The sequence below is a fragment of the Microbacterium sp. NPDC012755 genome, from assembly GCF_042901325.1.
In the GTDB taxonomy this organism is placed as follows: domain Bacteria; phylum Actinomycetota; class Actinomycetes; order Actinomycetales; family Microbacteriaceae; genus Microbacterium; species Microbacterium natoriense.
This window is the reverse complement of the sequence record NZ_JBIBCT010000002.1, coordinates 214,228-240,155: the sequence shown is the minus strand read 5'-3', so window position 1 is coordinate 240,155 and position 25,928 is coordinate 214,228. Positions and strand designations below refer to the sequence as shown.

Here is a 25,928-nt window from a genome sequence, read left to right as displayed (position 1 = left end):
ATACATGAAGGTGCTGATCCACGCCGCCCGCGTGGGCTCCGAGGTCCGAGGGGGACACGATGACCACACCCGCAGGCTGGTACGACGACGGCTCCGGACGCCAGCGGTGGTGGGACGGCGAGCAGTGGACGGAGCACTTCGCTCCGCTCGTCGAGCCCGAGGCGCCCGCGACGGACGCCGCCCCCGTGGCCGAGAGCGCCCCGGACACACAGCTCTCCTCGGAGACGCCCGTCGAGCAGACGCTGCAGACGGATGCCGCGGTCGAGGCCCCCGCAGCGGTCGACGCCGCCCCGACCGAGGCCGCCCCCGCCACTGACGACGCGGAGACGAGCACCGCTGCCGCTGCGCCGTCGGACATCGAGGGCACCGTCATCGCGTCCGAGGCCGTCGCATCCCCCGAGACGCCGATCGCCGCCCCCGAGGATGCGGTCATCGCTCCCGAGACTGTGGCCCCTGCAGAGACCACGGCGCCCGCTGAGACCGGGGTTGCAGCCGCGCAGGACTGGTCCGCCCCTGCGGCAGCCGCGCCCGCGGCAGCCACGCCTCAGGATGAGCAGCCGACGACACCCTTCATCGCACCGGGCGCGACGGCGCCGACGGCTCCGCTTCCGCCCTATGCCTCGGGAGCCCCGGCCCAGGGATACCCCGCCCCCGGCGCATACCCTGGCTCGGCATCCGCGCAGCCCTACCCCGGAACGGCCCCGACCTACCCCGGCGCTGCGCCGACGTACCCGGGAGCGGCTCCCGGGTACCCTGGAGCGGCTCCCACCTACCCCGGCGCCTACCAGGCCCCCTACGCGGCCGCCCCCACGGGCCCCGTGCCGCTCTCCATCCTGGGCCTCGTGGGCCTCGGCATCGCCGGACTCGGCACGATCCTCTCCTGCATCCCGTTCACGGCCATCTTCGGCTGGTTCCTGCTCTTCGCCGGATTCGTCGTGTCCCTGATCTCGGTGTTCCTCAAGGGACGCAAGTGGCCGGGAATCGCGGGAATCATCGTCTCGGTGCTGGGAACGATCCTCGCCGTCGTGATGGCCATCGTGTTCGCCGTCTCGGCCGTCGGCTCCGCGATCAGAGATCTGCCGACCGATCTCCCGTCGAGCAGCACCGACTCGGGAACGGACTCCGGCACGGACAGCAGCGACAGCGGCTCCGACTCCGGAACGGTCGTCGAGGGTGCGATGGGCGAGACGGTGACCGTCCCGCACTCGACCGGGACCGGCGACATCGTCATCGGCACGGCGACCTGGAGCACGTCCGACGGCAGCGGCATCGACGCCACCAACGGCGGATTCCTCACGATCGATGTGACGTGGACGGGCGTCGACGGCACCACGTACGTCGGCCCGTTCTACTTCACGGTCGAGACCGCCGACGGCACCGAGGGCACCTACGACTTCTTCGCCGACAGCCAGTTCGAGAACGCAGAGCTGGCGGCCGGGGAGACGGCGCATGGCACGGCGACGTTCGACATCGCGCAGAGCGACTCCTACACGGTCGTCGTGCTCGACGGCATCCTGCAGCCCGTGGCGCGCATCACCGTGACGCCGTCGGCCGGCTGAGCCAGACGGAGGACGACAGATGACGATTCCGGCAGGCTGGTACGACGACGGTTCAGGACGTCAGCGGTGGTGGGACGGCCAGCAGTGGACCGAGCACCTCGTGGAGGCGCCCACGCCGGCCCCCGGGCCGGCAGACTCCACGGCTTCCGCGCACCCCGTTGATGCCGCTCAGAGCGCAGACGCTGCCGCCGCCGCGTCTGTGGCGCCCACGCCCAGCGTCGACGCGACGGCGCCGAACAGCGACGCGGCGCCGTTCACCCCTCCCTTCGAGCTGCCCGGTCCCGGGGCGTCGGCCGCTCAGTTCGCCGCACAGCCGACCGTGTACCCCGGATACTCCGGATCCGCTCCTCCGTACGCACCCGCGACCGCGCCCGCGAAGAAGGGGTTGTCCGTCCTGGGGCTGGTGGGCCTCGTCGTCGCCGTCGTCGGCATCGTCGTCTCGTGCATCCCCCCGATCGCCGTCGGCGGCTGGGTGCTGCTCGGCCTCGGTTTCGTGCTGTCGATCGTCTCGCTGTTCCTCCGCGGCTCCAAGTGGCCGGGCTTCCTCGGTCTGGGCGCGAGCGGTCTCGGCGCGATCCTCGCGGTGGCCGTGGCGCTCCTCTCGTTCACGGGATCGGTCGACCCCACCGGTCCTGTCGCCGAGGAGAGCACGGCCCCCTCGAATGCGCCGAATGCGGAGCCGACCCCGGTCGATCCCGCCGACATCGATGGAGCGGTCATGAAGGGCGTGCTCGACCTGACGGTCGGAGACTGCATCCCCCTCATCGATTACGGGGATAAGGGGGTGTACGAGGTGCCCGTCGTCCCGTGCGATCAGCCGCACACCGACGAGGTGTACTTCGTGTTCGACGCCGCGGAGGAGCCGGAGTTCCCGGGCGACGATGCGCTCGAGACCGAGGCGATCACGCGCTGCGAGGCCGAGTTCGAGACGTTCGTCGGGACGACGTATGCCGAGTCCGAGCTGGACTACTACTACTACACCCCCACGAAACGCAGCTGGACGATGAGCCACGACCGGGCCATCCAGTGCGTCCTGTTCAGCTACGAGGACGTCACCGGCTCGCTCGCCGGCAGCGCGCGCTGAGCTCGATTAGTCTTCTTCTTTGCGCTTCCGCCAGCGGATGCCGGCGGAGATGAAGCCATCGAGGTCGCCGTCGAACACGGCGGCGGGGTTGCCGGACTCGTGCCCGGTGCGCAGGTCCTTGACGAGCTGCTGGCCGTAGAGGAAGTAGGAGCGCATCTGGTCGCCCCAGCTCGCCGTGATGTTGCCGGCGAGCTCCTTCTTCTTCGCTGCTTCCTGCTCCTTCTGCAGAAGCAGGAGGCGGGTCTGCAGCACGCGCATGGCCGCGGCGCGGTTCTGGATCTGCGACTTCTCATTCTGCATCGACACGACGATGCCGGTCGGGAGGTGCGTGAGGCGCACGGCGGAGTCGGTGGTGTTGACCGACTGCCCTCCGGGGCCGGACGAGCGGAACACATCGACGCGGATGTCACCCTCGGGGATGTCGACCTCGGTCGCCTCCTCCATGAGCGGGATGACCTCGACGGCGGCGAAGGACGTCTGACGCTTGTCGGCGGAGCCGAACGGGCTGATGCGAGCGAGCCTGTGGGTGCCGGCCTCGACCGACAGCGTGCCGAAGGCATAGGGGGCTTCGATCTCGAACGTGGCCGACTTGATGCCCGCACCCTCCGCGTAGGAGGTGTCCATGACCTTGACCGGGTACTTGTGCTGCTCGGCCCAGCGCAGGTACATGCGCATGAGCATCTCGGCGAAGTCGGTGGCGTCGTCGCCGCCCGCGCCGGAGCGGATCGTGATGATGGCGCTGCGCTCGTCGTACTCGCCGTCCATGAGCGTCTGCACCTCGAGCTGATTGATCAGCTCGGTGAGCGCGGCGAGCTCGGCGCGCGCCTCGGCGGCGGAGTCCTCGTCGTCCATCTCGTTGGCGAGGCCGACGAGCACCTCAAGGTCGTCGAGGCGGTTGCCGATGCCCTCAACCCTGGCGAGGGCCGACTGGCGGTGGCTGAGCGCGCTGGTCACCTTCTGGGCCCGCTCGGTGTCGTCCCAGAGGTCGGGGGCACCGGCCTCTTCGCTGAGGCGGGCGATGTCTGTGCGGAGCGCTTCGACATCGACGACCTCGCGGATGTCACCGTAGGTGACTCGCAGGGCCTGGATGTCGGCGGAGAGATCGAGTTCGAGCATGGCTCACCCAGCCTAGCCTGCCGAGTAGAGTCGCAGTGATGAGCAGCGCATCCGTGGTCCTGAGGCAGTTCGGGCCCATGGTGTACCTGCCGACGCTGCTGTTCTCGCTGGGCGAGGGCGCGGTGATCCCGCTGATCCCCGTTGTCGCGGCGTCGATGGGCGCCGATATCGCCCTCGCCGCGCTCATATCCTCCGCCCTGGTGGTCGGTCAGCTCTGCGGCAATCTGCCCGCAGGATGGGCCGTCGCCCGCATCGGCGAGCGGATGACGATGGTGATCGGCGGCGTCGTGGCGATCGCGGCGGGCGTGCTGATGCTGTTCGCTCCGACGCCCGCTGTGCTCGCGGCATCCGTCTTCCTGCTGGGCTTCTGCGCTGCGGCGTTCGGGCTGGCGCGGCACGCCTTCATGACGACGCGCGTGCCCGTGGACTTCCGCGCCAGGGCGCTGTCGCTCCTGGGTGGCAGTTTCCGCCTCGGGATCTTCATCGGTCCGTTCGTCGCTGCCGGGCTCCTGCAGCTGTTCGGCACCGAGGCGGCAGCTTTCTGGTTCTTCCTCGTCTGCCTCGTGGTGATGGTCGTGCTCGTCGTGTTCGGACCCGACCCGGAGAAGACCGTCCCTGTGCCGCCCTCCTCTGTGTTGACCGAGGACTCGGGCGAGGTGGTGAGCGGTTCGATCCCGACGATCGAGCGCGCCGGGGTCTTCCGCACGATGTGGCAGCAGCGTGCCGTGCTCGGGCGTCTCGGACTGGCCGCGGCGTCACTCTCGGCGGTGCGTTCGGCCCGCCAGGTGCTCCTGCCGCTGTGGGGTCTCTCCCTCGGTCTCGACGCGTCCACGATCGCCCTCGTGGTGGGTGTCTCCGGGGCGATCGACTTCGCCCTGTTCTACGCGAGCGGGCAGGTGATGGACCGGTTCGGTCGGCTCTGGGCGGCGATGCCCGCCATGGTGCTCATGGGAGCGGGGTTCCTCGCTCTCTCGTTCACGCACGACCTGGACGCCTCCGTGCTGTGGTTCGGCATGTTCGCGGCCATGCTCGGCGTCGGCAACGGCCTGTCCAGCGGCATCCTGCTCACGCTCGGCGCCGATGTCGCTCCGAAGCGCGAACCGGCGGCCTTCCTCGGTTCCTGGCGGACGCTGACGGATGCCGGGGGCGCCGTCGCCCCGTTGCTGATCTCCGGAGTCATCGCGGTCGCGTCCCTGCCGGTCGCCGCAGCCGCCATCGGGGTGGTCGGACTGCTGGGGGCTGTGGGCTTCATCCGCTGGATCCCGATGTTCGTGCCGCGGACGGCGGCCGACGAGACCTGATCGATCCGGCACGACCGCGTTCAGTGCAGTGCCGTGCGACTGGTGCCCGTCGCCTCGAGGCGGACGCCGTCCGGCAGGAACAGGGAGAAGAGCGGCGGACGCCACTCCGCCTCCACCGTCACGCGCGCGGACAGGCCGTCCGGGGTGCCGGCGGACACGAGACGCGCATCCGTCGGCAGCGCGGCGAGCAGTGCGTCGACCTGCGCGCGAACGCCCCCGTCGTCGAGTTCGGCTCGCGCCTCCTCACCGTCGAGGGTCAGCGTGAAGCCGTCCGCTCCGGCGAGCGCGGCGGAGTCGGCGAGCGCGTCGAGCCGCTTCTGGGTGACGTAGAGATCGGTCGCGCAGACGCATACGAAGATCAGGGCGAGCGCGAGGAGAGCGTAGCCGAGCGCCAGCAGAAGGACACTCCCCTCATCGTCGCCTGCCGTCCGACCGGCCATCAGCCGCCTGCCCACAGTTGGGAGATCTTCTGCACGGAGGCGGCCTCGACCGGGATCGCCGTGGACTCGTCGAGCCCCAGCACCGACGGCATCAGGGGCAGCTCGATGCGGGTGCGGACCGTGACCGTCAGCGTGACTCCCGCGGCTGGGCACTCCGCGCCGACCGGAGTGCATACGAGCGACACTTCGACGGACTCGGGGTCGAGGCCGTACTCCTCGACGACGGCCGCGAGCACCTGCTCACCCCGATCTGCGGCGCTCTCGGGGTCGGATGCCTGGGCGATCAGCCGAGCCGTGTGCCGCGCGGCCGCTTCTACCCCGAGGGTCTGCTCCTGGATGACCCCGAGCGCCGCGATCAGGTAGACGAGAGGCACGAGCAGGATGAGTCCGACCGTGATGAACTCGAGTGCGGCCGAGCCGTCTTCATTCTTCACCCAGCGACTCCACCGGCGCATGCGCTTCCACCTCCAGAGCGTGCGGGATGCCGAGCAGACCGATCACGGGGAGCGTGGTGCGAACTCTCACGGTGGCCTCCTGCTCCGTCATGGAGATCGTCACGTCCTCCGCGTAAGACGCTCCGACCGCGCGGTTCACGGCGATCCGAGTGCGCTCCACCCCCTCCTCGGGTTCCGTGTCGGCGAGTGCCGCGTGGTACGCACCCTCCACCGCGGCATCGTGCACGACATTGCGCACGTACACGGCGAGCGCGAGCTGCAGCACGGCGAGCGTGAGCACTGTGAGGAGCGTGCCCACCAGAACGAACTCCACCGCACTGGATCCGCGCTCATCGACGAGCACACGCCGCAGGGACACGTCAGAGCCCCGAGACCCGTTGGATGGCCTGCTCGAACAGGGCGCTCAACGCGGGCCCCGCGACCGCCCAGATGAGAACGACCAGTCCCGCGGTCATCAGCGTCACGAGCACCCAGCCCGGCACGTCGCCGGTCTCGTCAGCTGCGAGCTCGTTCGCCCACTCACCAGGGCGTCGCCACCATCGTCGAAGAGTCGTCATTGTCGTCCTTTCGTGGAGCGCTCAGCCGATGCCGAGGCGGAGGATGAAGAGGCCGGGGTAGATCGCGAAGAGAACGCTCAGCGGGAGGATGAGGAACACCAGTGGGAGGAGCATCAGGATCTCCTTGCGCCCCGCCTGCTCGATGAGCGTGCGCTTCGCGTCTTCGCGCGCATCGCCGGCCTGGGCGTGCAGCACCGCGGCGAGGGGTGCGCCGTGCTCCAACGCGGACACGACCTGGTCGACGGCTCTCGTGAGCCCGGGCAGCTGCAGCCGGGACGCCATCTCGCCGAGCGCATCTGCCAGAGGCGACCCCGTCCCCACGGCCAGTACGACCTGTCGCAGTTCGGCGGTCAGCTCACCGGAGCCGATCGCGGCGACGCGACGGAGCGAGTCGAGCAGTCCCTCCCCCGCGGAGAGGCACAGTGCGAGGAACTCCAACGTGGTCGGCAGCTCGTCGGCGAGCCGCACACGTCTGGCCTTCGCCCGCGCGGTCAGCTGCATGTCGTATCCGAGAGCGGCAGCACCGCCGCCGAGCAGAGGCAGCATCGCCACGGGCGCGGTCATCCGCCCGAGGAGGACCAGCGCGATCAACACCACCGCGCCCGCGCCGATCCCCGCCAGCATCCAGCCCAGCTGCCGACCGCGGAAGGCCGCCGGATCCGTGCGCAGACCCGCCTGGGCGATGCGCTGGCGCAGCGACTCCCCGCCCCCGAGAACCCGTTCGAACGCCGCCAGCATCCACTGCCAGGCCGTGCGTCGCGTCGCGGGCAGCACACCTACCCGCGGAAGAACGGCAGAGGGCAGGGCGTCATCGACGACGACGTCTCTCACGTACGGCGCGATCCGCACCGTCAAGGAGGCCGCACGCCATCTCGGAAGGGTCGCGAGGATGCAGAGCGCTCCGATCGCGAAGCCGCCGCCGGCGAGGATCGCGACCGCGATCGCGGAGAACCCGCTCATCCGAACCACCGCCCCGGCTCCGGCAGCCGTCCGATCCGGACCATGATGCGGTAGGCGCTCACCGACACCGCGGCTCCGACGCAGATCACCAGCATGCCCTCCGGGGTGCCGTATGCCGATGCGCCCTCCGGTCTCATCACGAGAAGCCCGAGGATGATCCACGGAGCGACGGAGCCGAGGACGGCGGCTCCTCTGATCCACGACTGACGAGCCTCCACCTCGCCGCGGAGTGCCGCGTCCGCCCGCACGGATGCGGAGAGAGCTCGCAGCACACCGGTGAGCTCCGTTCCTCCGACCTGTCTCGCCATCCGCAGCGTCTCGACGATGCGGTCGGCGATCGGATCGGCGAGCGAGTCCTTCAGCCGGTCGAGGCTGCTCTCGAAGCGCCCGGTCGCGCGAAGATCCCTCTCGAACACGATGAAGGCCGGACGAAGCATGGACGGCGCCGACTCGGCGAGGTTCGCCACGGCGTCAGGCAGCGACAGCCCCACCCTGATCGAACCGATCAGCAGGTCACAGACATCGGGCCAGAGCAGCCGTCGAGCTTTGCGCAGGCGAAGACGCCGCGAACGCAGGAACGCGACCGGGACTCCCGCGCCGGCCGCGCCGGCGAGAGCGGAGAGCGCGGAGAGCCCGGTGAGCAACCAGGCGACCGACGCCGCCGTCAATGCCGTGGCCACCGTCGCCGCGACGATCGCCCGCGTGCCCAGCGACGCGAACCCCGCTTCGCCGGCGAGGCGAGCGAGTCTCCCCCGCCCTTCCGGTCGGAGTGTCTCCGTGCGGCGAGGCCACAACCACGGCGAGGCGCAGAGCAGCACCCCGGCGGCCAGGACGGCCCCGAGCAGCACGGTCATGCACCGACCTCCACGCTTCGCAGCTCCCCGCGGGTGCGGGTATGCCGGGTCGCGTCCACACCATGCTCGTATAGGGTCCTCGAGACGATCCGACCGTCGACGATCTCCCCCGTCGGCGCGATCACCTCTCGCACCCTTCGTGTGCCATCGAGGTCACGACCGCAGTGGACCACGAGATCGACGGCCATCGCCAGCGCCGGCGCGATGAACGACCGATCGATGTTGCGTCCGGCGAGCAGCGGCAGCAGGGTCAGCTTGTCGAGAGCGTCGGCGGCCGAGTTCGCGTGCACCGTGGCCGCTCCGGGCACGCCGGTGTTGAGGGCGAGGACGAGATCGAGCGCTTCGGCGTCGCGCACTTCGCCCACGACGAGCCGATCGGGGCGCATCCGCAACGCCTCCTTCACCAGTCGCCTCAGGGTGATCTCGCCCGTTCCTTCGAGACTGGCCTGACGCCCTTGCAGCGCGACGAGATCGGGGCCGTCCACCGCGAGCTCGAAGGTCTCCTCCACGGTGATGATGCGCTGCCGGTCTGCGCAGGCGGCAAGCAGGGCCGCGAGGAGAGTCGTCTTGCCCGCGTGGGTCGCCCCGGACACGATGACGCTGCGTCCCTCGCGCATCGCCCGCCTCAGCGTCGTCGCGAGCCCTTCCGGAAGCGCTCCCTGCGCAGTCAGCGACTCCAGCGTGCGGTGACCGGGGAGGAACTTGCGGATGTTGAGCGCCCAGGATCCGCGCACCACGTCGGCGATCGCGACGTGCAGCCGCGAGCCATCGGGAAGGGAGGCGTCGACGAACGGCTGGCCGATGTCTACCCGGCGCCCCGTCGACTGCAGCATCCGCTCCACGAGATCGCGCAGCGCCGTCTCCGTCAGGCGCAGATCGACGCGCTCGGCGACGCCGCCGCGCGCGACGTGGATCCGTTCGGGGCCGTTGCACCAGATCTCCTCGATCTCGGGGTCGTCGAGCAGCGGCTGCAGAGCCCCGAAGCCGCTGACGGCGGCGAGCACCTCGCGCACGCACCCGGGCTCGTCGTCGATCATCGCCTCGCCGCGTGACAGCGCGGCATCGTTGAAGCGGCGGACCTCGGCGAGCGCCACTCGGCGGGCCGCATCGGGATCGATCGACGGATCGGTGCCCTCGGCGCGCAGCCGCATGCGAAGGCGTTCGGCGACGAGGACAGAGGGTGGGAGCACCCGAGCATCCTCGCAAGATTCGCAGAACGGCCGCGGAAGTTATCCACAGCCCGGGTCCGGGCGGATGCTCAGGATCGCTCTGGACGGCGGTCAGTAGACTGATTCCACCGCGCGGGAGTGGTGAAATTGGCAGACACGCAGGATTTAGGTTCCTGTGCCCTAGGGCGTGTGGGTTCAAGTCCCACCTTCCGCACAACGGATGCTGCCGCATTCGGATAGTCGACCGCCGACCAGCAAAGACCGACGGGAATCATCAATGTTCGAAACCATGCTCCACGCCCCCACCGCGTTCCTGCCGGACTGGCTCAGCCCGGCGAACATCATCGATTGGGCCGGCCCTTGGGCGCTCCTGGTCGTGTGCTTCATCATCTTTGCGGAAACGGGCCTGCTCGTCGGCTTCCTGCTACCCGGTGACACCCTGCTGATCATCGCCGGGCTGCTCACCCACACGAGCAACGTGTTCGGGATGAACATCTGGGTCGTCTCGCTCCTGATCGCCCTCTCCGCGTTCATCGGCGGCGAAGTCGGCTACTTCATCGGCCACAAGGGAGGACCGGCGATCTTCGAGCGCAAGGAATCGGGGCTCTTCAGCAAGAAGAACGTCGAGCGCACGAATTCCTTCTTCGAGCGCTTCGGCGGCATCACGGTCATCCTCGCCCGTTTCGTGCCCATCGTGCGCACGTTCGCACCGGTCGCCGCAGGTGTCGGCCACATGCCATGGCGCCGCTACACGCTCTACAACTTCATCGGCGCGATGATCTGGGGCTTCGGTCTCACGATGATCGGCTTCCTCATCGCCTACATCCCGTGGATTCGCGACATCGTCGTCGAGTACATCGACTTGATCCTCCTCGCCGCGGTCGCCGGAACTGCACTGGTCACGCTCTACCACTACCTGTCCGAACGGTACAAGGCGAAGAAGGCCGCCGCGGCCGGCGAGGACGTCGTGACGGATGCCGCCGAGGCCCGGGCGCTGGCGCTCGACCTCGACGGCGACGACAAGAAGAACTGAGCCGGGCCGGTTCAGCCGACTTTCTTCTTGCCCTTCTCGGGTTTCTCCTCGGCCTCTCCGCCGCTGGCGCGCGCTTCCTTCGACCGCGCGACGCTGGCGCGCAGCGCCTCCATCAGGTCGATGACCTCTCCGCCTGCCGCCTCGGCATCCGATTCTCCGAACGTCACGGCCGCGTCGAACGTGTCGCCCGCCTCGATCTTGGCGTCGATGAGGGTGCGCAGCTCCTTCTGGTACTCGTCGACGAACGCCTCGGGGTCGAAGTCGGCCGAGTAGCTCTCGACGAGAGACGAGGAGAGCTCCAGCTCCTTCTTCGAGATCGTCACGTCCTCGTCGAGGACCGGGAACTCGGCCTCTCTGACCTCGTCCGCCCAGAGCAGAGTCTGCAGCACCAGCACCTTCCCGCGCACGCGCAGCGCCGCCAGCCGAGTCTTCTGACGCAGCGTGAACCGCACGATCGCGGTGCGATCGGTCTGCTCGAGCGTCTTGCGCAGCAGCACATACGCCTTCGGCGACTTCGAGTCGGGCTCGAGGTAGTACGGCTTGTCGAGGGTGAGCAGGTCGACCTGGTCGGAGGGGACGAACTCGACGACGTCGATCTCCCTGCTCTTCTCGGCGGGGAGCGCGGCGAGGTCATCCTTCGTGAGCACGACGGTCTGCCCCTCGTCGACGTACGCGCGATCGATGTCGGCGTACGCGACGGTCTCACCGCACACCTCGCAGGTGCGCTGGTAGCGGATGCGTCCGCCGTCCTTCTCATGCACCTGATGCAGCGGCACATCGTGGTCCTCGGTCGCGGAGTACACCTTGACCGGCACGTTCACGAGACCGAAGGTCAGTGCGCCCTTCCAGATCGTCCTCATCACACCAGTAGACACCAGTCACACCCGTCACGACCAGTCCCTTGACTACGCTGACGTCATGGTCGCGGATGCTCAGCTGGTGCAGGTCGACGGCCGCCGCCTGCGCGTCACCAACCTCGACAAGGTCGTCTACCCCGAGACGGGCACCACCAAGGGCGAGGTCATCGCCTACTACACGCGGATCGCACCGCTCCTGCTCCCCCAGCTCGCGGGCCGTCCTGTCACCCGCAAGCGCTGGGTCGAGGGCGTGGGCACCGCCGCACAGCCCGCCGACGCCTTCTTCACCAAACAGCTGGAGCGGGGAGCGCCGTCGTGGATCCCCCGGCAGGAGATCCGTCACTCGGACGGCCCCAAGGAGTACCCGCTCGTGGATGAGGTGGCGACTCTCGTGTGGCTCGCGCAGGTGGCCGCGATCGAGCTGCACGTCCCGCAGTGGCGCTTCACTCCCGACGGACTCCCCGGTCGCCCCGACCGTCTCGTCCTCGACCTCGACCCCGGTCCCGGCGTCGAGCTCGCGCAGTGCGCCGAGGTCGCCCGGATCGCGCGCGGCATCCTGTCGGGCATGGGCCTCGACACCGTCCCCGTCACGAGCGGCAGCAAGGGTCTCCACCTCTATGCGGCACTCCCCGGAGCGCAGACGAGCGCGGAGATCTCCGAGGTCGTGAAGGAGCTGGCCAGGATGATCGAGAACGAGCACCCCGAGCTGGCGACGAGCGTCATGGCGAAGGCCGCCCGCGGCGGCAAGGTGTTCCTCGACTGGAGCCAGAACAACGGCAAGAAGACGACGATCTCCCCCTACTCGCTGCGCGGCCGGGCGCAGCCGTGGGTCGCGGCGCCCCGCACCTGGGACGAGCTCGACGATCCGGCTCTCGCCCAGCTCGACCTCGACCAGGTCCTGGAGCGCGCGGCAAACGGCCTCGACCCCTTCTCCGGGTTCCGCCCCGCGAGCGCGGGCCCCGCGGGTGCGGTAGCGGCTCCGATGCCCGCCCCCGCCCCACGCCGCGCGCACGTGCGCATCCCGCGCCCCGCAGAGCCGGGCACTCCGGCGCCCGTCGCCCCCATGCTGGCCGAGAACGGCACCCCCGCCATCGCGAGAGGGCTGAGCCCGCAGCCGTGGGTGGAGGTGAAGTGGGACGGCATCCGCGCCCTGGGCACGTGGACCGGCGGACGGATGCTGCTGCACGCCCGCAGCGGCACCGACATCACGGCCCGCTACCCCGAGCTCACCGCCGACGGCGCCCCCTTCCTGCCCGTCGCCGACGCCGTGCTCGACGGCGAGATCGTCGCCTTCGACGGCACGGGGCGCCCCAGCTTCTCCCTGCTGCAGAATCGGATGCACCTGACCAGGCCGCGGGAGATCGAGCGGGAGGTGGTGCGGACGCCGGTGCTCTACCTCGTGTTCGACCTCCTGCGCCTCGACGGGCACGACCTCACCTCGATGCCGCTCGCACAGAGACGCACGCTCCTGGAGGACGTCGTCGCCGATCTCCACGCCCCGGTGCAGGCCCCTCCGGTCTTCGACGACATCGACGCGGCCCTCGCCGCCAGTCGCGAGTTCGGGCTGGAGGGCGTCGTCGTGAAGGATCCCTCCTCCCGCTACCGTCCAGGGCAGCGGTCGCCGTCGTGGCTCAAGCTCAAGCACACGCGGATGCAGGAGGCGGTGATCGTCGGCATCCGCCCCGGCAAGGGCGACAGGGAGGGCACGATCGGCTCGCTGCTGCTCGCCGTGCCCGATCCGATCGCACTGCGCTACGTCGGCCGGGTCGGCACCGGTTTCACCGAGCGGATGCTGCACGATCTGCTCTCGCAGCTCACCCCGCTGCGCGTCGACGCTGCGCCTCTGGACGGCGTTCCGGCCCTCGACGCCTCTGACGCGCTCTGGGTGCGTCCGGATCTCGTCGGCGAGGTGGAGTTCGCGAACTGGACGCCCGACGGCATCCTCCGCCACGCGCGGTGGCGCGGCCTGCGCCCGGACAAGACCCCCGCAGAGGTCGTCGTCGACGCGTGATCCTCCGCGCGAGTGGCGGCGCGCTCTAGGATGGGCGCGACCACCAGGAGGAGGACGCCCATGTCATTCGGCGAAGCGATCACGACCGTGCTGCGCAAGTACGCGGACTTCACCGGCAGAGCCGCCCGCCCCGAGTTCTGGTGGTGGATCCTCTTCTCCGCCCTCGTCGCCGCCGCTCTCGGCGTCTTCGAGGTGCTGCCGGTCGGCGACGGCTCGAGCCTCGGAGCCATCCTGTCGAGCCTGTGGGGCATCGCCGTGCTGCTGCCGACGCTGGCCGTGCTCGTGCGCCGCCTGCGCGACACGGGCCAGGGCTGGGGCCACGCGTTCTGGCTGCTCGTCCCGATCGCGGGGCTCATCGTGCTCGCGATCATGCTGTCCCGGCCGGGCATCCCCGACACGGGCGCCGTGACCGCCTAGGCGTGGTGCGGTTCGCAGTCGGACTGCTCGGCCGGCTCGATCTGGAACGTCGAGTGCTCGACGTCGAAGTGCTCGGCCAGGCACGACTGCATCTCGTTCAGCAGGGCCGCTGAACGGCCGTCCGCGAACATCTCCGGAGCGACGGTGACGTGCGCGGTGAAGACCGGTGCACCTCGCGTGAGCTGCCACACGTGCACGTCGTGCACGCCGACGACGCCCTCGTAGCCGAGCAGATGCGTGCGGATCTCGCCGACCGCCGTGCCCTTGGGCGCGGACTCGGCCAGCACGGAGAAGACCTCGCGCAGCAGGGAGATCGCACGCGGGATGATCATCACGGCGATGAACATCGAGGCGATCGCGTCGGCCGGCATCCATCCGGTGGTGACGATCACGATCGCGGCGACGATGACCATGGCCGAGCCGATCAGGTCGCCCATGACCTCGAGGTACGCCCCGCGCACGTTGATGCTGGTGCGCTGCGCCCGGCTGAGGAGCCACATCGAGATCGCGTTGGCGATGAGTCCGACGGCCGCGACGACGAGCATGAGGCCGCCGGCGACCTCGACCTCCCCCGGATCGATCAGTCGTCCGATCGCCTCGACGCCGACCCATCCGGCCAGCGCGATGAGGATGACCGCGTTGATCAGGGCGCCGAACACCTCGGCGCGCTGATACCCGAAGGTGCGCCTGTCATCGGCGGGGCGTGCGGCGACGGCCGCGGCGATGAGGGCGATCAGGAGCGCCGAGGCATCCGTGAACATGTGCGCCGCATCGGCGAGGAGCGCGAGAGAACCCGTGAGGATGGCGCCGATGACCTGCACGACCATGATCGTCGCCGTGAGGCACAGCGAGATCGTCAGCAGACGTCGATGGCCTGCCGAGCGGATGCCGCCTGCAGCGGGTGCGTGATCGTGCATACGACCAGGCTAGACCGGGCCCACGCCCCGAGGACGTGGTTCCGGCTAGTCGGGAATGGTGATGATTCTCAGTTCGCCCGGTCGTCCGTCACAGCTGCGCGAGCAGCGGTCCGAGCTCCATGAAGGCGCGGGCGCGGTGCGACTGCGCCTGCTTCTCCTCCGCGGTGAAGTCGCCCACCGTGCGCTCCTCGCCCGCCGGCTGACCGTCCGGGATGAAGATCGGGTCGTAGCCGAAGCCGCCCCCGCCGGTCGCCGTGTGCGCGAGCCGCCCCGGCCACTCCCCTACCACGACGTGCTCGGCGCCCTCCGGGGTCACCAGCGCGATCGCGGAGGTGAAGTGCGCCGCGCGGTGCGGGTCGGCGATGTCGCGCAGCTGGTCGAGCAGCAGCTCGAGGTTCGCCACGGCATCCTTCTTCTGCCCCGCCCAGTACGCCGAGAACACGCCGGGCGATCCGCCGAGCACGTCGACGCAGATGCCGGAGTCGTCGGCCAGCGCCGCGAGCCCCGTGTGCGCAGCAGCAGCACGCGCCTTCAGCAGCGCGTTCTCGGCGAACGTCACGCCGTCCTCGACCGGCTCAGGGCCGTCGTAGCCGATGATCTCCAGGTCGGGGCGGGTCGACGCCGTGATCTGCTGGAACTCCGCCACCTTGTGCGGATTGTGCGTGGCGAGGACGATCTGCATCAGCCCGCGAGCGCCTTCAGCTGGAGCTCCTTGAGGTCTGCGCAGCCGGCGACGCCGAGGTCGAGGAGGGCGTCGAGCTCGCGCTTGTCGAAGGGCGCGCCTTCGGCGGTGCCCTGCACCTCGACGAACAGGCCCCGACCGGTGACGACGATGTTCATGTCGGTCTCGGCGCGCACGTCCTCGACGTATGCCAGATCGAGCATGGGCTCTCCGTCGATGATGCCGACGGACACCGCGGCGACGGAGTCGAGCAGCGGCGTGGAGTTCCGGCCGATGAACTTCTTCTCCCGGCCCCACTCGATCGCATCGGCCAGCGCGACGTAGGCGCCGGTGATCGCGGCGGTGCGGGTGCCGCCGTCAGCCTGCAGCACGTCGCAGTCGATCACGATCGTGTTCTCGCCCAGGGCCTTGGTGTCGACGACGGCGCGCAGCGCCCGGCCGATCAGACGGGAGATCTCGTGGGTGCGGCCGCCGATGCGACCCTTCACGCTCTCGCGGTCGTTGCGGCTGTTCGTCGCCCGCGGGAGCATGGCGTACTCGGCGGTGACCCAGCCCTTGCCCTTGCCGGTGAGCCAGCGGGGCACGCCGTTCGTGAAGGATGCGGTGCACAGCACCTTGGTCCCGCCGAAGCTGATCAGGGCAGAGCCCTCGGCCTGAGCGCTCCAACCCCGTTCGATGGTGATCTCGCGGAGCTGGTCGGTGGAGCGGCCGTCGGCGCGGACGATGGATGACATGGACTTCCTTCGGTCAGGGGATTCGGTGGTTCAGAGCGATTCGATGACGGATGCCGGAAGGTCGATGACCCCGGTCTGCACGAGCTGGACGTCGCGGACCTCGCGACCCATCAACCGGTTCGCGAGTGCGGTGAACTCGACCGTCGAGTCTCCGGTGGCCTCGTAGACGTAGGTCGCCGTGGCGTCCGGCGGCGCGAGCAGGTCACCGCGCACGAGCTGGCGGTAGACGTCTCCGGCGGTCTCGTCATCGCTCGACACGAGCGTCACGCCCTCGCCCATCACGTAGCTGATCGCTCCGCGCAGGAAGGGGTAGTGGGTGCAGCCGAGGACGAGCGTGTCGACGCCGGCATCCCGCAGCGGAGCCAGGTACTCCTCCGCCACCGCGAGGACCTCGGGGGTGCCGGTGATGCCGGCCTCCACGAACTCGACGAACCGCGGGCACGCGGCCGTGAACACCTCGAGGGTCTCGTTCACCTCGAGCATGTCCTGATAGGCGCGGGAGCCGATCGTCCCGACCGTGCCGATCACGCCGACGCGCCCGTTGCGCGTGGTCGAGACGGCGCGGCGCACGGCCGGGCCGATCACCTCGACCACGGGGACGTCGTAGCGCTCTCTGGCGTCGCGGAGCATCGCGGCAGAGGCGGTGTTGCAGGCGATCACCAGCATCTTCACGCCCTGGTCGACCAGGGTGTCGAGGACCTCGAGCGAGTAGCGTCGCACGTCGGCGATCGGCTTGGGACCGTACGGCGAGTGCGCCGTGTCGCCGATGTACACGAACGATTCACGGGGCAGCTGGGCCCTGATGGCCCTCGCCACCGTGAGCCCGCCGACACCGGAGTCGAAGATTCCGATCGGGGCGTCATTCATGACTCCCCAGCCTACCCGCGCGCACGCGACGCGCTCTCCGCCGCGCTCACTAAGCTGAAGCCCATGACGACGTCGACGGCGCTTCTGACCGACCGCTACGAACTGACCATGCTCGCCGCCGCGCTCCGCGACGGCACCGCGTCGCGCCCGAGCGTGTTCGAGCTGTTCTCGCGCCGCCTGTCGGGTGGACGCCGTTTCGGCGTGGTCGCCGGTACAGGGCGCCTGCTGACCCTCCTGCGGGACTTCCGCTTCGGCGACGACGAGCTGCGGTTCCTGCGCGACAACGACGTGGTCGATGCCGACTCGCTGACCTACCTCGAGAACTATCGCTTCACCGGATCGATCCGCGGCTACCGCGAGGGCGAGCTGTACTTCCCCGGCTCCCCCATCCTGACGGTGGAGGGCACCTTCGCAGACGCCGTCGTGCTGGAGACTCTGGCCCTCAGCGTCCTCAACCACGACTCCGCCGTCGCGACCGCGGCATCGCGCATGAGCATCGCCGCGGGCGAGCGCCCGCTGGCGGAGATGGGATCGCGACGGGCCGCCGAGCACTCCGCCGTGGCCGCCGCACGTGCCGCGTACATCGCCGGCTTCGGCGCAACGAGCAACCTCGAGGCCGGTCGCCGATGGGGTCTGCCCACCATGGGAACCGCCGCCCACTCCTGGACGCTTCTCCACGACAGCGAGGAGGACGCCTTCCGCGCGCAGATCGACAGCCTCGGCACCGGCACCACGCTGCTCGTCGACACCTACGACATCCGCACCGGCGTCGAGACCGCGATCCGCGTCGCCGGCACCGGACTCGGCGGAGTGCGCATCGACTCCGGCGACTTGCCGATCGTCGCGGCGGAGGTCAGGGCGCAGCTCGACGAGCTCGGAGCCACGGGCACCAGGATCACCGTCACCAGCGACCTCGACGAGTACGCGATCGCGGCACTCGCCGCCTCACCCGTCGATGCCTACGGCGTGGGAACGTCCGTCGTCACCGGCTCCGGCTACCCCACGGCGAGCATGGTCTACAAGCTCGTCGCCCGGCAGGACTCCGACGGCGCCTGGATCGGCGTCGCCAAGGCCTCGGCCGACAAGGCGTCACACGGAGGCAGGAAGGCGGCGTTCCGCACGCTGACCGACGGCGTGGCGTCGGAGGAGACCGTGGTCGTCTCCGACGGTTTCGAGAAGCTCGACACCCCGTCGGAGCATCCGCAGGGCCGCCCGCTGCAGGTGACATTCGTCGAAGCGGGAGACATCGACACCTCTTACGAGGGCGTCGAAGGCACGGCATCCGCTCGCGCGCACCATCTTCGAGTGCGCGAGGAACTGCCCGTTCGCGCCCTCGCGCTCAGCAAGTCCGACCCGGCGATCCCGACGGTGTTCGTCGACGCCGACTGACGTCGGTCAGCCGACCATCGACTCGTAGATCTCCTTGCAGGTGGGGCAGATCGGGAACTTCTCCGGGTCGCGACCCGGCGTCCACTTCTTGCCGCACAGCGCGCGCACCGGCTTGCCGGTGATCGCGGACTCGAGGATCTTGTCCTTCTTCACGTAATGCGAGAAACGCTCGTGGTCGCCCGGTTCGAGGTTCTCCTCTCGGAGGAGCTCTTCCAGTTCGCGATCAAGCGTTGCCACGCCGCCCTGATCGGGGCTGTCCAGCGGAGTACTCATCCCGCGAGTCTAGTCGCGCGAGGAGCTCAGCGGGCGGGTCTCACGCGGTCTCGACGAACTCCATGAGACGTTCGCCTCCGCGCTCGAACACGCGACCGCCGACGGCGACCCCGATCACCAGCGCACCGGCGCCTGTCGCGATCCCTGCCCACAGCGTGGCGGGGGCGAACTCCGAGCCCTCGACGATCGTGAGCACGAACAGCCAGATCGTCGGGATGCTCAGGACGATGGCGCCGAGGAACGCGGCCGCCGGACCGAACGCTCCGCGCGAGGTCGGCCGCTGCGGCTGCTGGAACGGGCTGTCGCCGGGGCGCGACACCGCGTAGGGCGCGACGACGGAGACGATGCTGGAGATGCCGAGCGCCGAGAAGAGCAGGCTCGCGGCGAGGCCCGTCAGGGGCAGGAGCAGCCGCCAGTCGGAGATCCAGAGCAGCGTGAGCGGCACCGCGATCGCGAGCACGGGCACGGCGACGAGCACGACGGGCACCAGACGTCCCAGCCGATCCGGGATGCCGCGCACCCCGCTCGCGATGTGCGTCCACAGGGCGGTCGAGTCGTAGGCGACGTCGTTGTGCGGCAGCCAGCCGAAGAACAGGGCCATCACCGGCACGGGGACGAGCGCGGCGATCTCGAGCGGGACGCCCGCGACGAGAAGCGGGAACACCGTGAGGACGCCGGCGACGGGCACCACGATGAGGTTCATGATGTAGCGGCGGTCGCGGAGCCAGTAGACCAGACTGCGGGCCGCGATCGCGCCGAACGCGTTGGAGGGCAGGAGCCCGAACCAGCCGAGTCCGGTCCGCTCCCGAGAGGTCACCGGCCGTTCGGTCGTGGTGAGCAGCCGCCTGACCAGCCAGCTCCAGACGACCCAGAGCACTGCGGCCGTGAGAACGGCGATGATGCCGGCGACCCAGGATCCTGCCGTGTCGTCGACGGCCACGGCGAAGAGGAAGCCGGGGCTCGCTGCGAGCGGCGTGAGGCCGACGGTGTCGGTGATCGACGCGACGGCGCCCGGCACGTGCCCGTCCCAGCGAAGGGAGGCGAGGAAGACGGCGACGGGGAACGCGATGATGACGAGGGCGAGGGCGAACAGCGCCGTGAGCTCACGGGAGCGCCGCTCCGGGAGCACCAGCGCGTTCACGGCCATGCCGATGCGCGAGGCCAGCAGCGTGGTCAGCACCCCGAGCAGGGTCATCAGGACGGCGGCGGGCCAGGGGGCGCCGAGCTGCACCGCGACGACGCACACGCAGACGTTCACCGCGAGGAGAGCGAGGCTCGGCACGCTGACGAAGGCGGCCAGCACCAGGATCCACGGCATCTGCTTCTCATCGACGCCGAACACGGCGAACCGACGGGGATCGAGCTGGTCGACGGCTCCGACGAGGATCGGACCGACCAGGAAGCCCAGGAGGATCGCGGCGCTGCCGAGCACGATCACGGTGCGCGCGACGGCGACAGGCACGTCGTCGAGGCTCAGGACCGCGGCGCAGACGACCGCCGTGATCGCCACGACGACGGCGAGCATGACGAGGGTGCGTCCCCGTCGTTCGCCGCGCAGCGCCCCGATCAGGAGCGCAGCCCTCAGTCGGAGAACGTGTGCAGCCACTCGAGCCCCTCCACTTCGCCGATACCGCCGGAGAGCTCGACGAATCGCGCTTCCAGCGTCTGTCCGGCGCGCACGTCCTCGATCGTCCCCTCGGCGAGCACGTCGCCGCCGACGATGATCGCGACCCGCGAGCAGACGCGCTCCACGAGGTCCATGCCGTGGCTGGAGAGGATGACGGTTCCGCCGTGCGACACGTAGGCCCGCAGGATGTCGAGGATGACAGCGGAAGAGACAGGGTCGACGGCCTCGAAGGGCTCGTCGAGGACGAGGACCCGCGGTGAGTGGATCATCGCGCCGGCGAGCATGATCTTCTTCGTCATGCCCGCTGAGTAGTCGGAGACGACACGGCCGAGCGCGTCGCCGAGATCGAACGCCCTGGCCAGGTCTCCGACGCGCTTCTCGATGACGTCGGAGGCGAGCCCCCGGAGAAGTCCGTAATAGAAGAGGAGCTGACGACCGGTGAGCCTGTCGAACGTGCGGAGCCGGTCGGGAAGCACGCCCATCACGCGCTTGGCGGCGAGGGGCTGAGCGGCCTGGTCGATGCCGCAGATCACCACGCTGCCGGCATCGGACCTGAGCAGCCCGGCGACGATCGACAGCGTGGTCGTCTTGCCCGCGCCGTTCGGTCCGACGATGCCGTAGAAGGATCCGGCCGGGACGGTGAGATCGATGCCGTTGACCGCGGTATGGTCGCCGAAGCTCTTCACGAGGCCGCGGATGCGGATCGCCTCGGTCCCCGAATCCGCGGGCACGTCGCGCGCAGGCTCGGAGGCCTCGGCAGGATCGGATGCCGCCGCCCCCGGGGCGATCTCCTCGACGATGTCCGCCCCGGGGCTGTCCGTCTCGGGGCTGTCTGCCTCCTCGATCACGACCTCGTCGGCCGGAACGTGCTCGGCCACAGGGAGGTCCTCCTGCGTCGGAGACTCCCCCGGCACCGATGCGTGCTCGACAGGTTCGCGCTCTTCGGCGACGATCTCCTCGATCGGCTCCGACGTCGACTCCACGGCGACGAGAGCCTCCGCGGCCTCAGCGGCCTTCGCCTCCTCGGCCACCTTCGCCTCCGCAGCCTTCGCTTCCGCGAGGGCCTTCGCTTCTGCGACGGCCTTCGCCTCTTCAGCGGCCTTCGCCTCTTCAGCGACCTTCGCCTCCTCGGCGGCCTTCGCCTCAGCCGTCTTCGCCTCCTCGGCAGCCTTCGCCTCGGCGCGCTTCGCAGCTGCGGTCTTGGCAGCTGCGGTCCTGGCGGAGTTGGTCTTCGCCGTGGCCGTGCGCGCGGAGGTCTTCGCCGCCGCCGTGCGTTCGGCTGCGGCTTTCGCCGCGGCGGTCTTCGCCGGCGTGGTCCGGGGAGCCGGGCTCTTCGCCGCGGCGGTTCCGGCCTTCGCGGCCGCGGCTCGAGCCGTCGACGAGGTGCCACGCGGAGCGGTCGCTCGCGCGGCCGAGTTCTTCGCGGCAGCGGTGCGCGCCGCGGCCGCGGTCGTCCTCTTCGGCGTGCGCGGCGTCTCCGCGTCCTCCGTGCGAGCCGGCTCGGCGATCGCCTCGACGGTGGTGGCGGCCTTCGAGGCCGCTGACTTCGCGGGCGCGCGCTTCACCGGAGGCTTCTTCGCCGGCGCCTTTCGCGCCGGTGTCTTCTTCGCAGGCGTGCTCGCGGCGTCGCCCACCTCTTCGGTGCGGTCGTCGGGGGAAGCAGTCACTGTTCGAGGGTATCAACGGGGTCCCGCCATATCCGGTCCGACGCAACATTTCGCCCTCCGAATCAGCCGTATATCCTGAGTCCTGACGGATGCCGCTCGAATCTGAGTGTTCCGTGTGTACTCGATCACGAAATGGCAACGGGGCCCCAAAGCCCCGGGGCTTCCCAGCCCGAATCGCTACCATGAACTCGGCACGAAGAAGTGTCTGGTCGGTGAACCGACCGTGAACACACTTTCCTTTAGGAGCACTCGTGACTCTTCAGACCGTCATCCTCGCCGCAGGCATGGGCTCGCGCCTCGGCCGTGCACTGCCGAAGCCGCTCACCGAACTGAGCGACGGCCGCACGATCATGCGCCAGCAGCACGACAACATCCGTGCAGCCTTCGGTTCCGACGCTCGCATCACCACGGTGGTGGGCTATCGCGCCGAGACCGTCATCGAGGCGTTCCCTCACGTCAACTACGTCCACAACGAGCGCTACGACGAGACCAACACGTCGAAGAGCCTGCTGCGCGCACTCGGAGCGACGGGCAAGTCCGGCGTGCTGTGGATGAACGGCGACGTCGTCTTCGACCCGATGATCCTCGGCCGCGCCGCCGCGTACATCGAGCGCGACCAGTCGTTCGTCACGGTCAACACCTCCAAGGTCAGCGACGAAGAGGTGAAGTACACGGTCACCGCCGAGGGCTTCATCAAGGAGCTGTCCAAGACCGTCAAGGGCGGTCTCGGCGAGGCCGTCGGCATCAACTACATCTCCTCCGCTCACAAGAAGGCCTTCATGCGCCAGCTGCAGCGTGTCGAGGACCAGGACTACTTCGAGCGCGGCCTCGAACTCGCGATCGCCGAAGACGGCATCCTGCTCGAGCCGATGGACGTCTCCGACCTGTACGCGGTCGAGGTCGACTTCGCAGAAGACCTCGAGCGAGCGAACCTCTTCGTCTGATCCGCTGCTGCTTCGTCCGAATGCCCGCCCCTCCAGGGGCGGGCATTCGGCGTTTTCGCGGGTGCGCTCCCTAGTATCTGAGTCATGGGGACGAAGGTGCAGAAGATCCATTCCCTCCCTGACGGCTCGCCGTGGGACAAGGGAGTACCGCCGACCGGTTCGGACGAGCATCCGTTCGCGATCCGCGGTCTCGATCGCGTGCTGTCGATCCAGCGGCCTCTCGTGCTCGCGCACATCCGGAGCATCCGTCTTCGGCACCCGCACGCGACGCCGGCGGAGATCATCCGCATCCTCGAGATGCGATACCTCGCAGCCGTGACGACCGGCGGCGCCGCCGTGGGGGCGACGGCGGTGATCCCCGGCATCGGAACAGGCGTCACGCTCGCGCTCTCCGGGGTCGAGACGTTGGGCTTCGTCGAGTCGACCGCACTCTTCGCTCAGTCCGTCGCGGAGGTGCACGGCATCGCCGTCTCGAATCCCGATCGTGCGCGAGCTCTGGTCATGACTCTGATGCTCGGCAAAGAGGGCGTCGCGCTGGTCGGCCAGCTCGCCGGACAGGCAGCCGGGCGCGGAGGCACCAGAACGGCCTATTGGGGCGAGCTCGTGACGAAGTCGCTCCCCCGCGCCGCCGTCGGGCCCATGGTCGATCAGCTCAAGAGCATGTTCGTGAAGCAGTTCGCAGCGAAGGGCGGGGCGTCGTTCATCGGAAAGGCATTGCCGTTCGGTGTCGGTGCGGTCATCGGCGGCACCGGCAACCACATTCTCGGCAGGAGGGTGTTGACCACTTCGCACCGCGCTTTCGGCGCCGCTCCTGTCGGACTGCCGCTCGAGTTGGAACCGGTGGACGGCGCGGAGAAGCTCGAGTTGCGGATGCTGCACGGCGCGCAGTTCGTCGGCGGCGCTGTGGCGAGCGCGGCCGGCACGGCTGCACGCGGAGTGACCTGGGCCGGCCGCAAGGCGCTCTCCGTCGGTCGACGCCCGAAGTCGGACACAGCGGAGGTGGAGAGCTTCGGTTCACACGCCCTGCCCGATGACCTCGGAGCCGATTCATCGTCCACAGCGACCGATCGCTGATCCGTTCTCCACAGATCCTTCGGGCTCGGGTCCGACGCGGGGACAGAAGGTCGGCGGCCGCTCCTAGCGTGACCCGCATGCCGAGACCCGCTGTCCCTTCCTTCGTTCCGTTCCCCTCCGCGTACCGCGTTCCCTGGCACGTCTCGCGTGCGGATCCCGCCCACCCCCTCGTGATCAACCACGCGGCAGAACCCGCCGACTTCGTGCGAGTGTTCCGCGATGACGCCGGTCGGGATCGCACGCAGCTGTGGGGGCAGGTCCTCCCCGCCGAGCAGATCGAGGTGTGCCTGTGCGCGGCTGACCTCGACGAGGTGATCGTGACCGTAGCCTGGTTCCGTCAGGCAGACGGGTTGGAGTACGTGTGGAGGTTCGTCGCATGACGACGATCGATCACGCATCCGATCCGTCGGCATCGGTCCGAGTTGACACGAAACCGTCGCGAGGGCCATTCTCACCACACAGGCCGCATCTGATGCATCGGCCGAAGGAAGGCAGCGAGATGCACGCACTCACGGAGACGCCGAAGTTGACGCGTCTCGCGATCATGATCGGCGTCGCGGCCGCAACCGTCGGGATCATCTACGGCTACGACTCGTCGAACATCGGCGGAGCGCTCATCTACCTCACCGAGGAGTTCAGACTCGACGCGGCAGGACAGGGCCTTCTGGCCACCACGGTGGTCGTGGGAGAGATCGCCGGCGCACTCTTCGGCGGCGCACTGGCGAACCGCATCGGCCGGAAACCGACGATGGTCCTCGTCGCATCGACCTTCACCCTCTTCTCGCTGCTGAGCGGCATCGCTCCGAGCCTGGAGTTCCTGATCGCGGCTCGCTTCCTCCTCGGACTCACGATCGGAGTCTCGGTCGTCGTCGTCCCGGTGTTCGTTGCGGAGTCCGCACCGACCCGCTCACGAGGCGCCTTCCTCGTGCTGTATCAGGTGGCGACGGTGTCGGGCATCGTCCTCGGCTATCTCATCGCCATGGCGCTCGCGCCGACCGGGAGCTGGCGATGGATGCTGGGGCTCGCCGCCGTTCCGGGAATCATCATCACCGTGCTGCTCCTGCGCCTCCCCGACACGGCGCGCTGGTACATCATGAAGGGGCGCACGGCCGAGGCGAGAAAGGCCCTCACGGAGATCGAGGGCGACGCCATCGACATCGATGCCGAGATCGAGACCATCACCGCGGGATTCGCGACCGCCCACACCTCCGGCTGGCTCGACCTGCTGCGACCGCCCTTCCTTCGCGCCACGCTCTTCGTGGTCGGACTCGGGTTCTTCGTGCAGGCGACCGGCATCAACGCGATCGTCTATTACAGCCCGAGCATCTTCAAGTCGATGGGCTACACCGACCACGTGACCCAGCTCGGGCTCAGTGCCCTCGTCCAGGTCGCCGGTCTCATCGCGGTCTTCATCGCTCTGCTCGTGATCGACCGCATGGGGCGCCGCCCCGTGCTCCTCATCGGCATCGGAACGATGATCGCGGCGAACGCCCTCCTCGTCGGCGTGTTCCTCGTCGGCGGCGGGGCGTTCGACGGAGCGCTCACCGTGCTGGGCTTCATCGGGCTGATCCTCTTCACCGCCGGTTTCACCTTCGGCTTCGGATCCCTCGTGTGGGTGTACGCCGGAGAGGCCATGCCCGCGCATCTGCGTGCTCTCGGCGCGACCGTCATGCTCACTGCCGACCTCGTCGCGAACGTCATCGTGGGACTCGTCTTCCCCTCTCTCCTCCAGTCGGCGGGCGGCGCGGGCACCTTCGCGATCTTCGGCGTGATCGCGGTGCTCGCCTTCGGTTTCGTCACCTGGCTGGCACCGGAGACCAAGGGACGCCCGCTGGAGGACATCGGCCGGTTCTGGGAGAACGGCGGGTCCTGGACGGCGAAGAGATGAGCCGGATCCTTCGACGAGAGTCGCCAAAGGATCCGGCGCCCCGTTGTGGCGAG

At 69.3% G+C, this 25,928-nt stretch carries 27 protein-coding genes and 1 tRNA gene; 12 read left to right on the top strand and 16 right to left on the bottom strand.

Going from position 1 to position 25,928, the window contains the following annotated elements; genetic code table 11:
- The first annotated feature begins 59 nt into the window (after positions 1–59).
- Both ACFY5A_RS18315 and ACFY5A_RS18310 read left to right on the top strand, forming a co-directional pair.
- Positions 60–1,559: a DUF2510 domain-containing protein gene (locus ACFY5A_RS18315; RefSeq protein ID WP_387236365.1), complete on the top strand. Its 1,500-nt coding sequence runs from the start codon at positions 60–62 to the stop codon at positions 1,557–1,559.
- Positions 1,560–1,578: 19 nt separating this feature from the next.
- A complete protein-coding gene (locus ACFY5A_RS18310; RefSeq protein WP_387236362.1) occupies positions 1,579–2,643 on the top strand; it encodes a DUF2510 domain-containing protein in 1,065 nt (354 codons plus the stop codon).
- A gap of 6 nt (positions 2,644–2,649) precedes the next feature.
- On the opposite strand, the gene prfB is transcribed toward ACFY5A_RS18310, so the two are convergent.
- Positions 2,650–3,759, bottom strand: a complete 1,110-nt coding sequence (gene prfB, locus ACFY5A_RS18305) for a peptide chain release factor 2 (RefSeq protein ID WP_105672410.1) — start codon at positions 3,757–3,759, stop codon at positions 2,650–2,652.
- A gap of 38 nt (positions 3,760–3,797) precedes the next feature.
- Here prfB and ACFY5A_RS18300 point away from each other — a divergent pair, with 38 nt between their 5' ends.
- Positions 3,798–5,060 (top strand): MFS transporter, encoded by a 1,263-nt coding sequence (locus ACFY5A_RS18300; protein WP_341941745.1) that lies wholly within the window; start codon positions 3,798–3,800, stop codon positions 5,058–5,060.
- Between the two features lie 20 nt (positions 5,061–5,080).
- Here ACFY5A_RS18300 and ACFY5A_RS18295 read toward each other — a convergent pair whose 3' ends face one another.
- Genes ACFY5A_RS18295 through ACFY5A_RS18265 form a run of 7 tightly spaced genes read right to left on the bottom strand, consistent with a single transcriptional unit; the run spans position 5,081 to position 9,516 of the window.
- The gene (locus tag ACFY5A_RS18295) at positions 5,081–5,500 is read right to left on the bottom strand and encodes a pilus assembly protein TadG-related protein (RefSeq protein ID WP_341941744.1); all 420 of its coding nucleotides are present in this window, start codon (positions 5,498–5,500) and stop codon (positions 5,081–5,083) included.
- Positions 5,500–5,934, bottom strand: coding sequence for a TadE family protein (locus tag ACFY5A_RS18290; RefSeq protein WP_341941743.1), 435 nt, complete (start codon positions 5,932–5,934; stop codon positions 5,500–5,502). The genes ACFY5A_RS18295 and ACFY5A_RS18290 overlap by 1 nt, the downstream gene beginning before the upstream one ends.
- Positions 5,924–6,307 (bottom strand): TadE/TadG family type IV pilus assembly protein, encoded by a 384-nt coding sequence (locus tag ACFY5A_RS18285; protein ID WP_341942561.1) that lies wholly within the window; start codon positions 6,305–6,307, stop codon positions 5,924–5,926. The genes ACFY5A_RS18290 and ACFY5A_RS18285 overlap by 11 nt, the downstream gene beginning before the upstream one ends.
- Positions 6,308–6,314: 7 nt before the next feature.
- Complete coding sequence (locus ACFY5A_RS18280) at positions 6,315–6,512, bottom strand: hypothetical protein (RefSeq protein ID WP_341941742.1); 198 nt, start codon at positions 6,510–6,512, stop codon at positions 6,315–6,317.
- Positions 6,513–6,533: 21 nt separating this feature from the next.
- Entirely contained in the window at positions 6,534–7,472 is a 939-nt protein-coding gene (locus ACFY5A_RS18275) for a type II secretion system F family protein (RefSeq protein WP_387236357.1), read from the bottom strand.
- Positions 7,469–8,326 (bottom strand): type II secretion system F family protein, encoded by an 858-nt coding sequence (locus tag ACFY5A_RS18270; RefSeq protein WP_387236354.1) that lies wholly within the window; start codon positions 8,324–8,326, stop codon positions 7,469–7,471. The genes ACFY5A_RS18275 and ACFY5A_RS18270 overlap by 4 nt, the downstream gene beginning before the upstream one ends.
- Positions 8,323–9,516 (bottom strand): CpaF family protein, encoded by a 1,194-nt coding sequence (locus tag ACFY5A_RS18265; protein ID WP_387236351.1) that lies wholly within the window; start codon positions 9,514–9,516, stop codon positions 8,323–8,325. Before ACFY5A_RS18265 ends, ACFY5A_RS18270 begins: the two co-directional genes overlap by 4 nt.
- A 111-nt stretch (positions 9,517–9,627) precedes the next feature.
- On the opposite strand from ACFY5A_RS18265, the gene ACFY5A_RS18260 reads away from it, so the two are divergent.
- Both ACFY5A_RS18260 and ACFY5A_RS18255 read left to right on the top strand, forming a co-directional pair.
- Positions 9,628–9,709 (top strand) — tRNA-Leu (locus ACFY5A_RS18260).
- Between the two features lie 75 nt (positions 9,710–9,784).
- Complete coding sequence (locus ACFY5A_RS18255) at positions 9,785–10,528, top strand: DedA family protein (RefSeq protein ID WP_341941720.1); 744 nt, start codon at positions 9,785–9,787, stop codon at positions 10,526–10,528.
- 11 nt (positions 10,529–10,539) lie between these two features.
- On the opposite strand, the gene ACFY5A_RS18250 is transcribed toward ACFY5A_RS18255, so the two are convergent.
- The gene (locus ACFY5A_RS18250) at positions 10,540–11,388 is read right to left on the bottom strand and encodes a Ku protein (protein WP_341941719.1); all 849 of its coding nucleotides are present in this window, start codon (positions 11,386–11,388) and stop codon (positions 10,540–10,542) included.
- A gap of 58 nt (positions 11,389–11,446) precedes the next feature.
- Between ACFY5A_RS18250 and ligD the strand changes: the two genes are divergently transcribed.
- Positions 11,447–13,396 (top strand): non-homologous end-joining DNA ligase, encoded by a 1,950-nt coding sequence (ligD, locus tag ACFY5A_RS18245; protein WP_387236348.1) that lies wholly within the window; start codon positions 11,447–11,449, stop codon positions 13,394–13,396.
- Positions 13,397–13,456: 60 nt separating this feature from the next.
- Positions 13,457–13,813 (top strand): DUF805 domain-containing protein, encoded by a 357-nt coding sequence (locus ACFY5A_RS18240; protein ID WP_223586176.1) that lies wholly within the window; start codon positions 13,457–13,459, stop codon positions 13,811–13,813.
- Here the strand turns inward: ACFY5A_RS18240 and ACFY5A_RS18235 are convergent.
- From ACFY5A_RS18235 to murI, 4 genes are all read right to left on the bottom strand, one after another.
- Positions 13,810–14,730, bottom strand: coding sequence for a cation diffusion facilitator family transporter (locus tag ACFY5A_RS18235; RefSeq protein ID WP_387236345.1), 921 nt, complete (start codon positions 14,728–14,730; stop codon positions 13,810–13,812). The genes ACFY5A_RS18240 and ACFY5A_RS18235 overlap by 4 nt on opposite strands.
- Positions 14,731–14,818: 88 nt before the next feature.
- On the bottom strand, positions 14,819–15,412 hold the full coding sequence (gene rdgB, locus ACFY5A_RS18230; RefSeq protein WP_223586174.1) for an RdgB/HAM1 family non-canonical purine NTP pyrophosphatase: 594 nt from the start codon (positions 15,410–15,412) through the stop codon (positions 14,819–14,821).
- Positions 15,412–16,146, bottom strand: a complete 735-nt coding sequence (gene rph, locus ACFY5A_RS18225) for a ribonuclease PH (protein WP_105675287.1) — start codon at positions 16,144–16,146, stop codon at positions 15,412–15,414. Before rph ends, rdgB begins: the two co-directional genes overlap by 1 nt.
- Positions 16,147–16,176: 30 nt before the next feature.
- Positions 16,177–17,013, bottom strand: a complete 837-nt coding sequence (gene murI / locus ACFY5A_RS18220; protein WP_105675289.1) for a glutamate racemase — start codon at positions 17,011–17,013, stop codon at positions 16,177–16,179.
- 63 nt (positions 17,014–17,076) lie between these two features.
- Between murI and ACFY5A_RS18215 the strand changes: the two genes are divergently transcribed.
- Entirely contained in the window at positions 17,077–18,402 is a 1,326-nt protein-coding gene (locus tag ACFY5A_RS18215) for a nicotinate phosphoribosyltransferase (protein ID WP_223586172.1), read from the top strand.
- Between the two features lie 6 nt (positions 18,403–18,408).
- On the opposite strand, the gene ACFY5A_RS18210 is transcribed toward ACFY5A_RS18215, so the two are convergent.
- The 3 genes from ACFY5A_RS18210 to ACFY5A_RS18200 are packed head-to-tail and all read right to left on the bottom strand — an operon-like array spanning position 18,409 to position 21,969.
- Positions 18,409–18,675: a DUF3039 domain-containing protein gene (locus tag ACFY5A_RS18210; RefSeq protein WP_028503536.1), complete on the bottom strand. Its 267-nt coding sequence runs from the start codon at positions 18,673–18,675 to the stop codon at positions 18,409–18,411.
- Positions 18,676–18,715: 40 nt separating this feature from the next.
- Positions 18,716–20,281 (bottom strand): hypothetical protein, encoded by a 1,566-nt coding sequence (locus tag ACFY5A_RS18205; protein ID WP_387236341.1) that lies wholly within the window; start codon positions 20,279–20,281, stop codon positions 18,716–18,718.
- Positions 20,257–21,969 carry an ABC transporter ATP-binding protein gene (locus ACFY5A_RS18200; RefSeq protein ID WP_387236338.1) on the bottom strand — a complete coding sequence of 571 codons (1,713 nt, stop codon included), beginning with the start codon at positions 21,967–21,969 and terminating at the stop codon, positions 20,257–20,259. Before ACFY5A_RS18200 ends, ACFY5A_RS18205 begins: the two co-directional genes overlap by 25 nt.
- 251 nt (positions 21,970–22,220) lie before the next feature.
- Here ACFY5A_RS18200 and ACFY5A_RS18195 point away from each other — a divergent pair, with 251 nt between their 5' ends.
- The 4 genes from ACFY5A_RS18195 (at position 22,221) to ACFY5A_RS18180 (ending at position 25,875) form a co-directional block, all read left to right on the top strand.
- Positions 22,221–22,913 (top strand): NTP transferase domain-containing protein, encoded by a 693-nt coding sequence (locus ACFY5A_RS18195; protein WP_105675295.1) that lies wholly within the window; start codon positions 22,221–22,223, stop codon positions 22,911–22,913.
- A gap of 84 nt (positions 22,914–22,997) precedes the next feature.
- Positions 22,998–23,987: a hypothetical protein gene (locus tag ACFY5A_RS18190; protein ID WP_341941713.1), complete on the top strand. Its 990-nt coding sequence runs from the start codon at positions 22,998–23,000 to the stop codon at positions 23,985–23,987.
- Positions 23,988–24,064: 77 nt separating this feature from the next.
- On the top strand, positions 24,065–24,367 hold the full coding sequence (locus tag ACFY5A_RS18185) for a hypothetical protein (RefSeq protein ID WP_341941712.1): 303 nt from the start codon (positions 24,065–24,067) through the stop codon (positions 24,365–24,367).
- Positions 24,368–24,486: 119 nt separating this feature from the next.
- Positions 24,487–25,875, top strand: a complete 1,389-nt coding sequence (locus ACFY5A_RS18180; RefSeq protein ID WP_341941711.1) for a sugar porter family MFS transporter — start codon at positions 24,487–24,489, stop codon at positions 25,873–25,875.
- Positions 25,876–25,928 lie beyond the last annotated feature (53 nt).

Bases quoted from the DNA above. Each gene is read 5' to 3' on its own strand.
- ACFY5A_RS18270 (WP_387236354.1), bottom strand. From the start codon at position 8,326: ATGACCGTGCTGCTCGGGGCCGTCCTGGCCGCCGGGGTGCTGCTCTGC.
- ACFY5A_RS18250 (WP_341941719.1), bottom strand. From the start codon at position 11,388: ATGAGGACGATCTGGAAGGGCGCACTGACCTTCGGTCTCGTGAACGTG.
- ACFY5A_RS18310 (WP_387236362.1), top strand. From the start codon at position 1,579: ATGACGATTCCGGCAGGCTGGTACGACGACGGTTCAGGACGTCAGCGG.
- ACFY5A_RS18215 (WP_223586172.1), top strand. From the start codon at position 17,077: ATGACGACGTCGACGGCGCTTCTGACCGACCGCTACGAACTGACCATG.
- ACFY5A_RS18210 (WP_028503536.1), bottom strand. From the start codon at position 18,675: ATGAGTACTCCGCTGGACAGCCCCGATCAGGGCGGCGTGGCAACGCTT.
- ACFY5A_RS18185 (WP_341941712.1), top strand. From the start codon at position 24,065: ATGCCGAGACCCGCTGTCCCTTCCTTCGTTCCGTTCCCCTCCGCGTAC.
- rdgB (WP_223586174.1), bottom strand. From the start codon at position 15,412: ATGCAGATCGTCCTCGCCACGCACAATCCGCACAAGGTGGCGGAGTTC.
- ACFY5A_RS18240 (WP_223586176.1), top strand. From the start codon at position 13,457: ATGTCATTCGGCGAAGCGATCACGACCGTGCTGCGCAAGTACGCGGAC.
- ligD (WP_387236348.1), top strand. From the start codon at position 11,447: ATGGTCGCGGATGCTCAGCTGGTGCAGGTCGACGGCCGCCGCCTGCGC.
- ACFY5A_RS18180 (WP_341941711.1), top strand. From the start codon at position 24,487: ATGCACGCACTCACGGAGACGCCGAAGTTGACGCGTCTCGCGATCATG.
- ACFY5A_RS18190 (WP_341941713.1), top strand. From the start codon at position 22,998: ATGGGGACGAAGGTGCAGAAGATCCATTCCCTCCCTGACGGCTCGCCG.
- ACFY5A_RS18295 (WP_341941744.1), bottom strand. From the start codon at position 5,500: ATGGCCGGTCGGACGGCAGGCGACGATGAGGGGAGTGTCCTTCTGCTG.
- ACFY5A_RS18235 (WP_387236345.1), bottom strand. From the start codon at position 14,730: ATGCACGATCACGCACCCGCTGCAGGCGGCATCCGCTCGGCAGGCCAT.
- ACFY5A_RS18280 (WP_341941742.1), bottom strand. From the start codon at position 6,512: ATGACGACTCTTCGACGATGGTGGCGACGCCCTGGTGAGTGGGCGAAC.
- ACFY5A_RS18255 (WP_341941720.1), top strand. From the start codon at position 9,785: ATGCTCCACGCCCCCACCGCGTTCCTGCCGGACTGGCTCAGCCCGGCG.
- prfB (WP_105672410.1), bottom strand. From the start codon at position 3,759: ATGCTCGAACTCGATCTCTCCGCCGACATCCAGGCCCTGCGAGTCACC.
- rph (WP_105675287.1), bottom strand. From the start codon at position 16,146: ATGTCATCCATCGTCCGCGCCGACGGCCGCTCCACCGACCAGCTCCGC.
- ACFY5A_RS18300 (WP_341941745.1), top strand. From the start codon at position 3,798: ATGAGCAGCGCATCCGTGGTCCTGAGGCAGTTCGGGCCCATGGTGTAC.
- ACFY5A_RS18275 (WP_387236357.1), bottom strand. From the start codon at position 7,472: ATGAGCGGGTTCTCCGCGATCGCGGTCGCGATCCTCGCCGGCGGCGGC.
- murI (WP_105675289.1), bottom strand. From the start codon at position 17,013: ATGAATGACGCCCCGATCGGAATCTTCGACTCCGGTGTCGGCGGGCTC.
- ACFY5A_RS18315 (WP_387236365.1), top strand. From the start codon at position 60: ATGACCACACCCGCAGGCTGGTACGACGACGGCTCCGGACGCCAGCGG.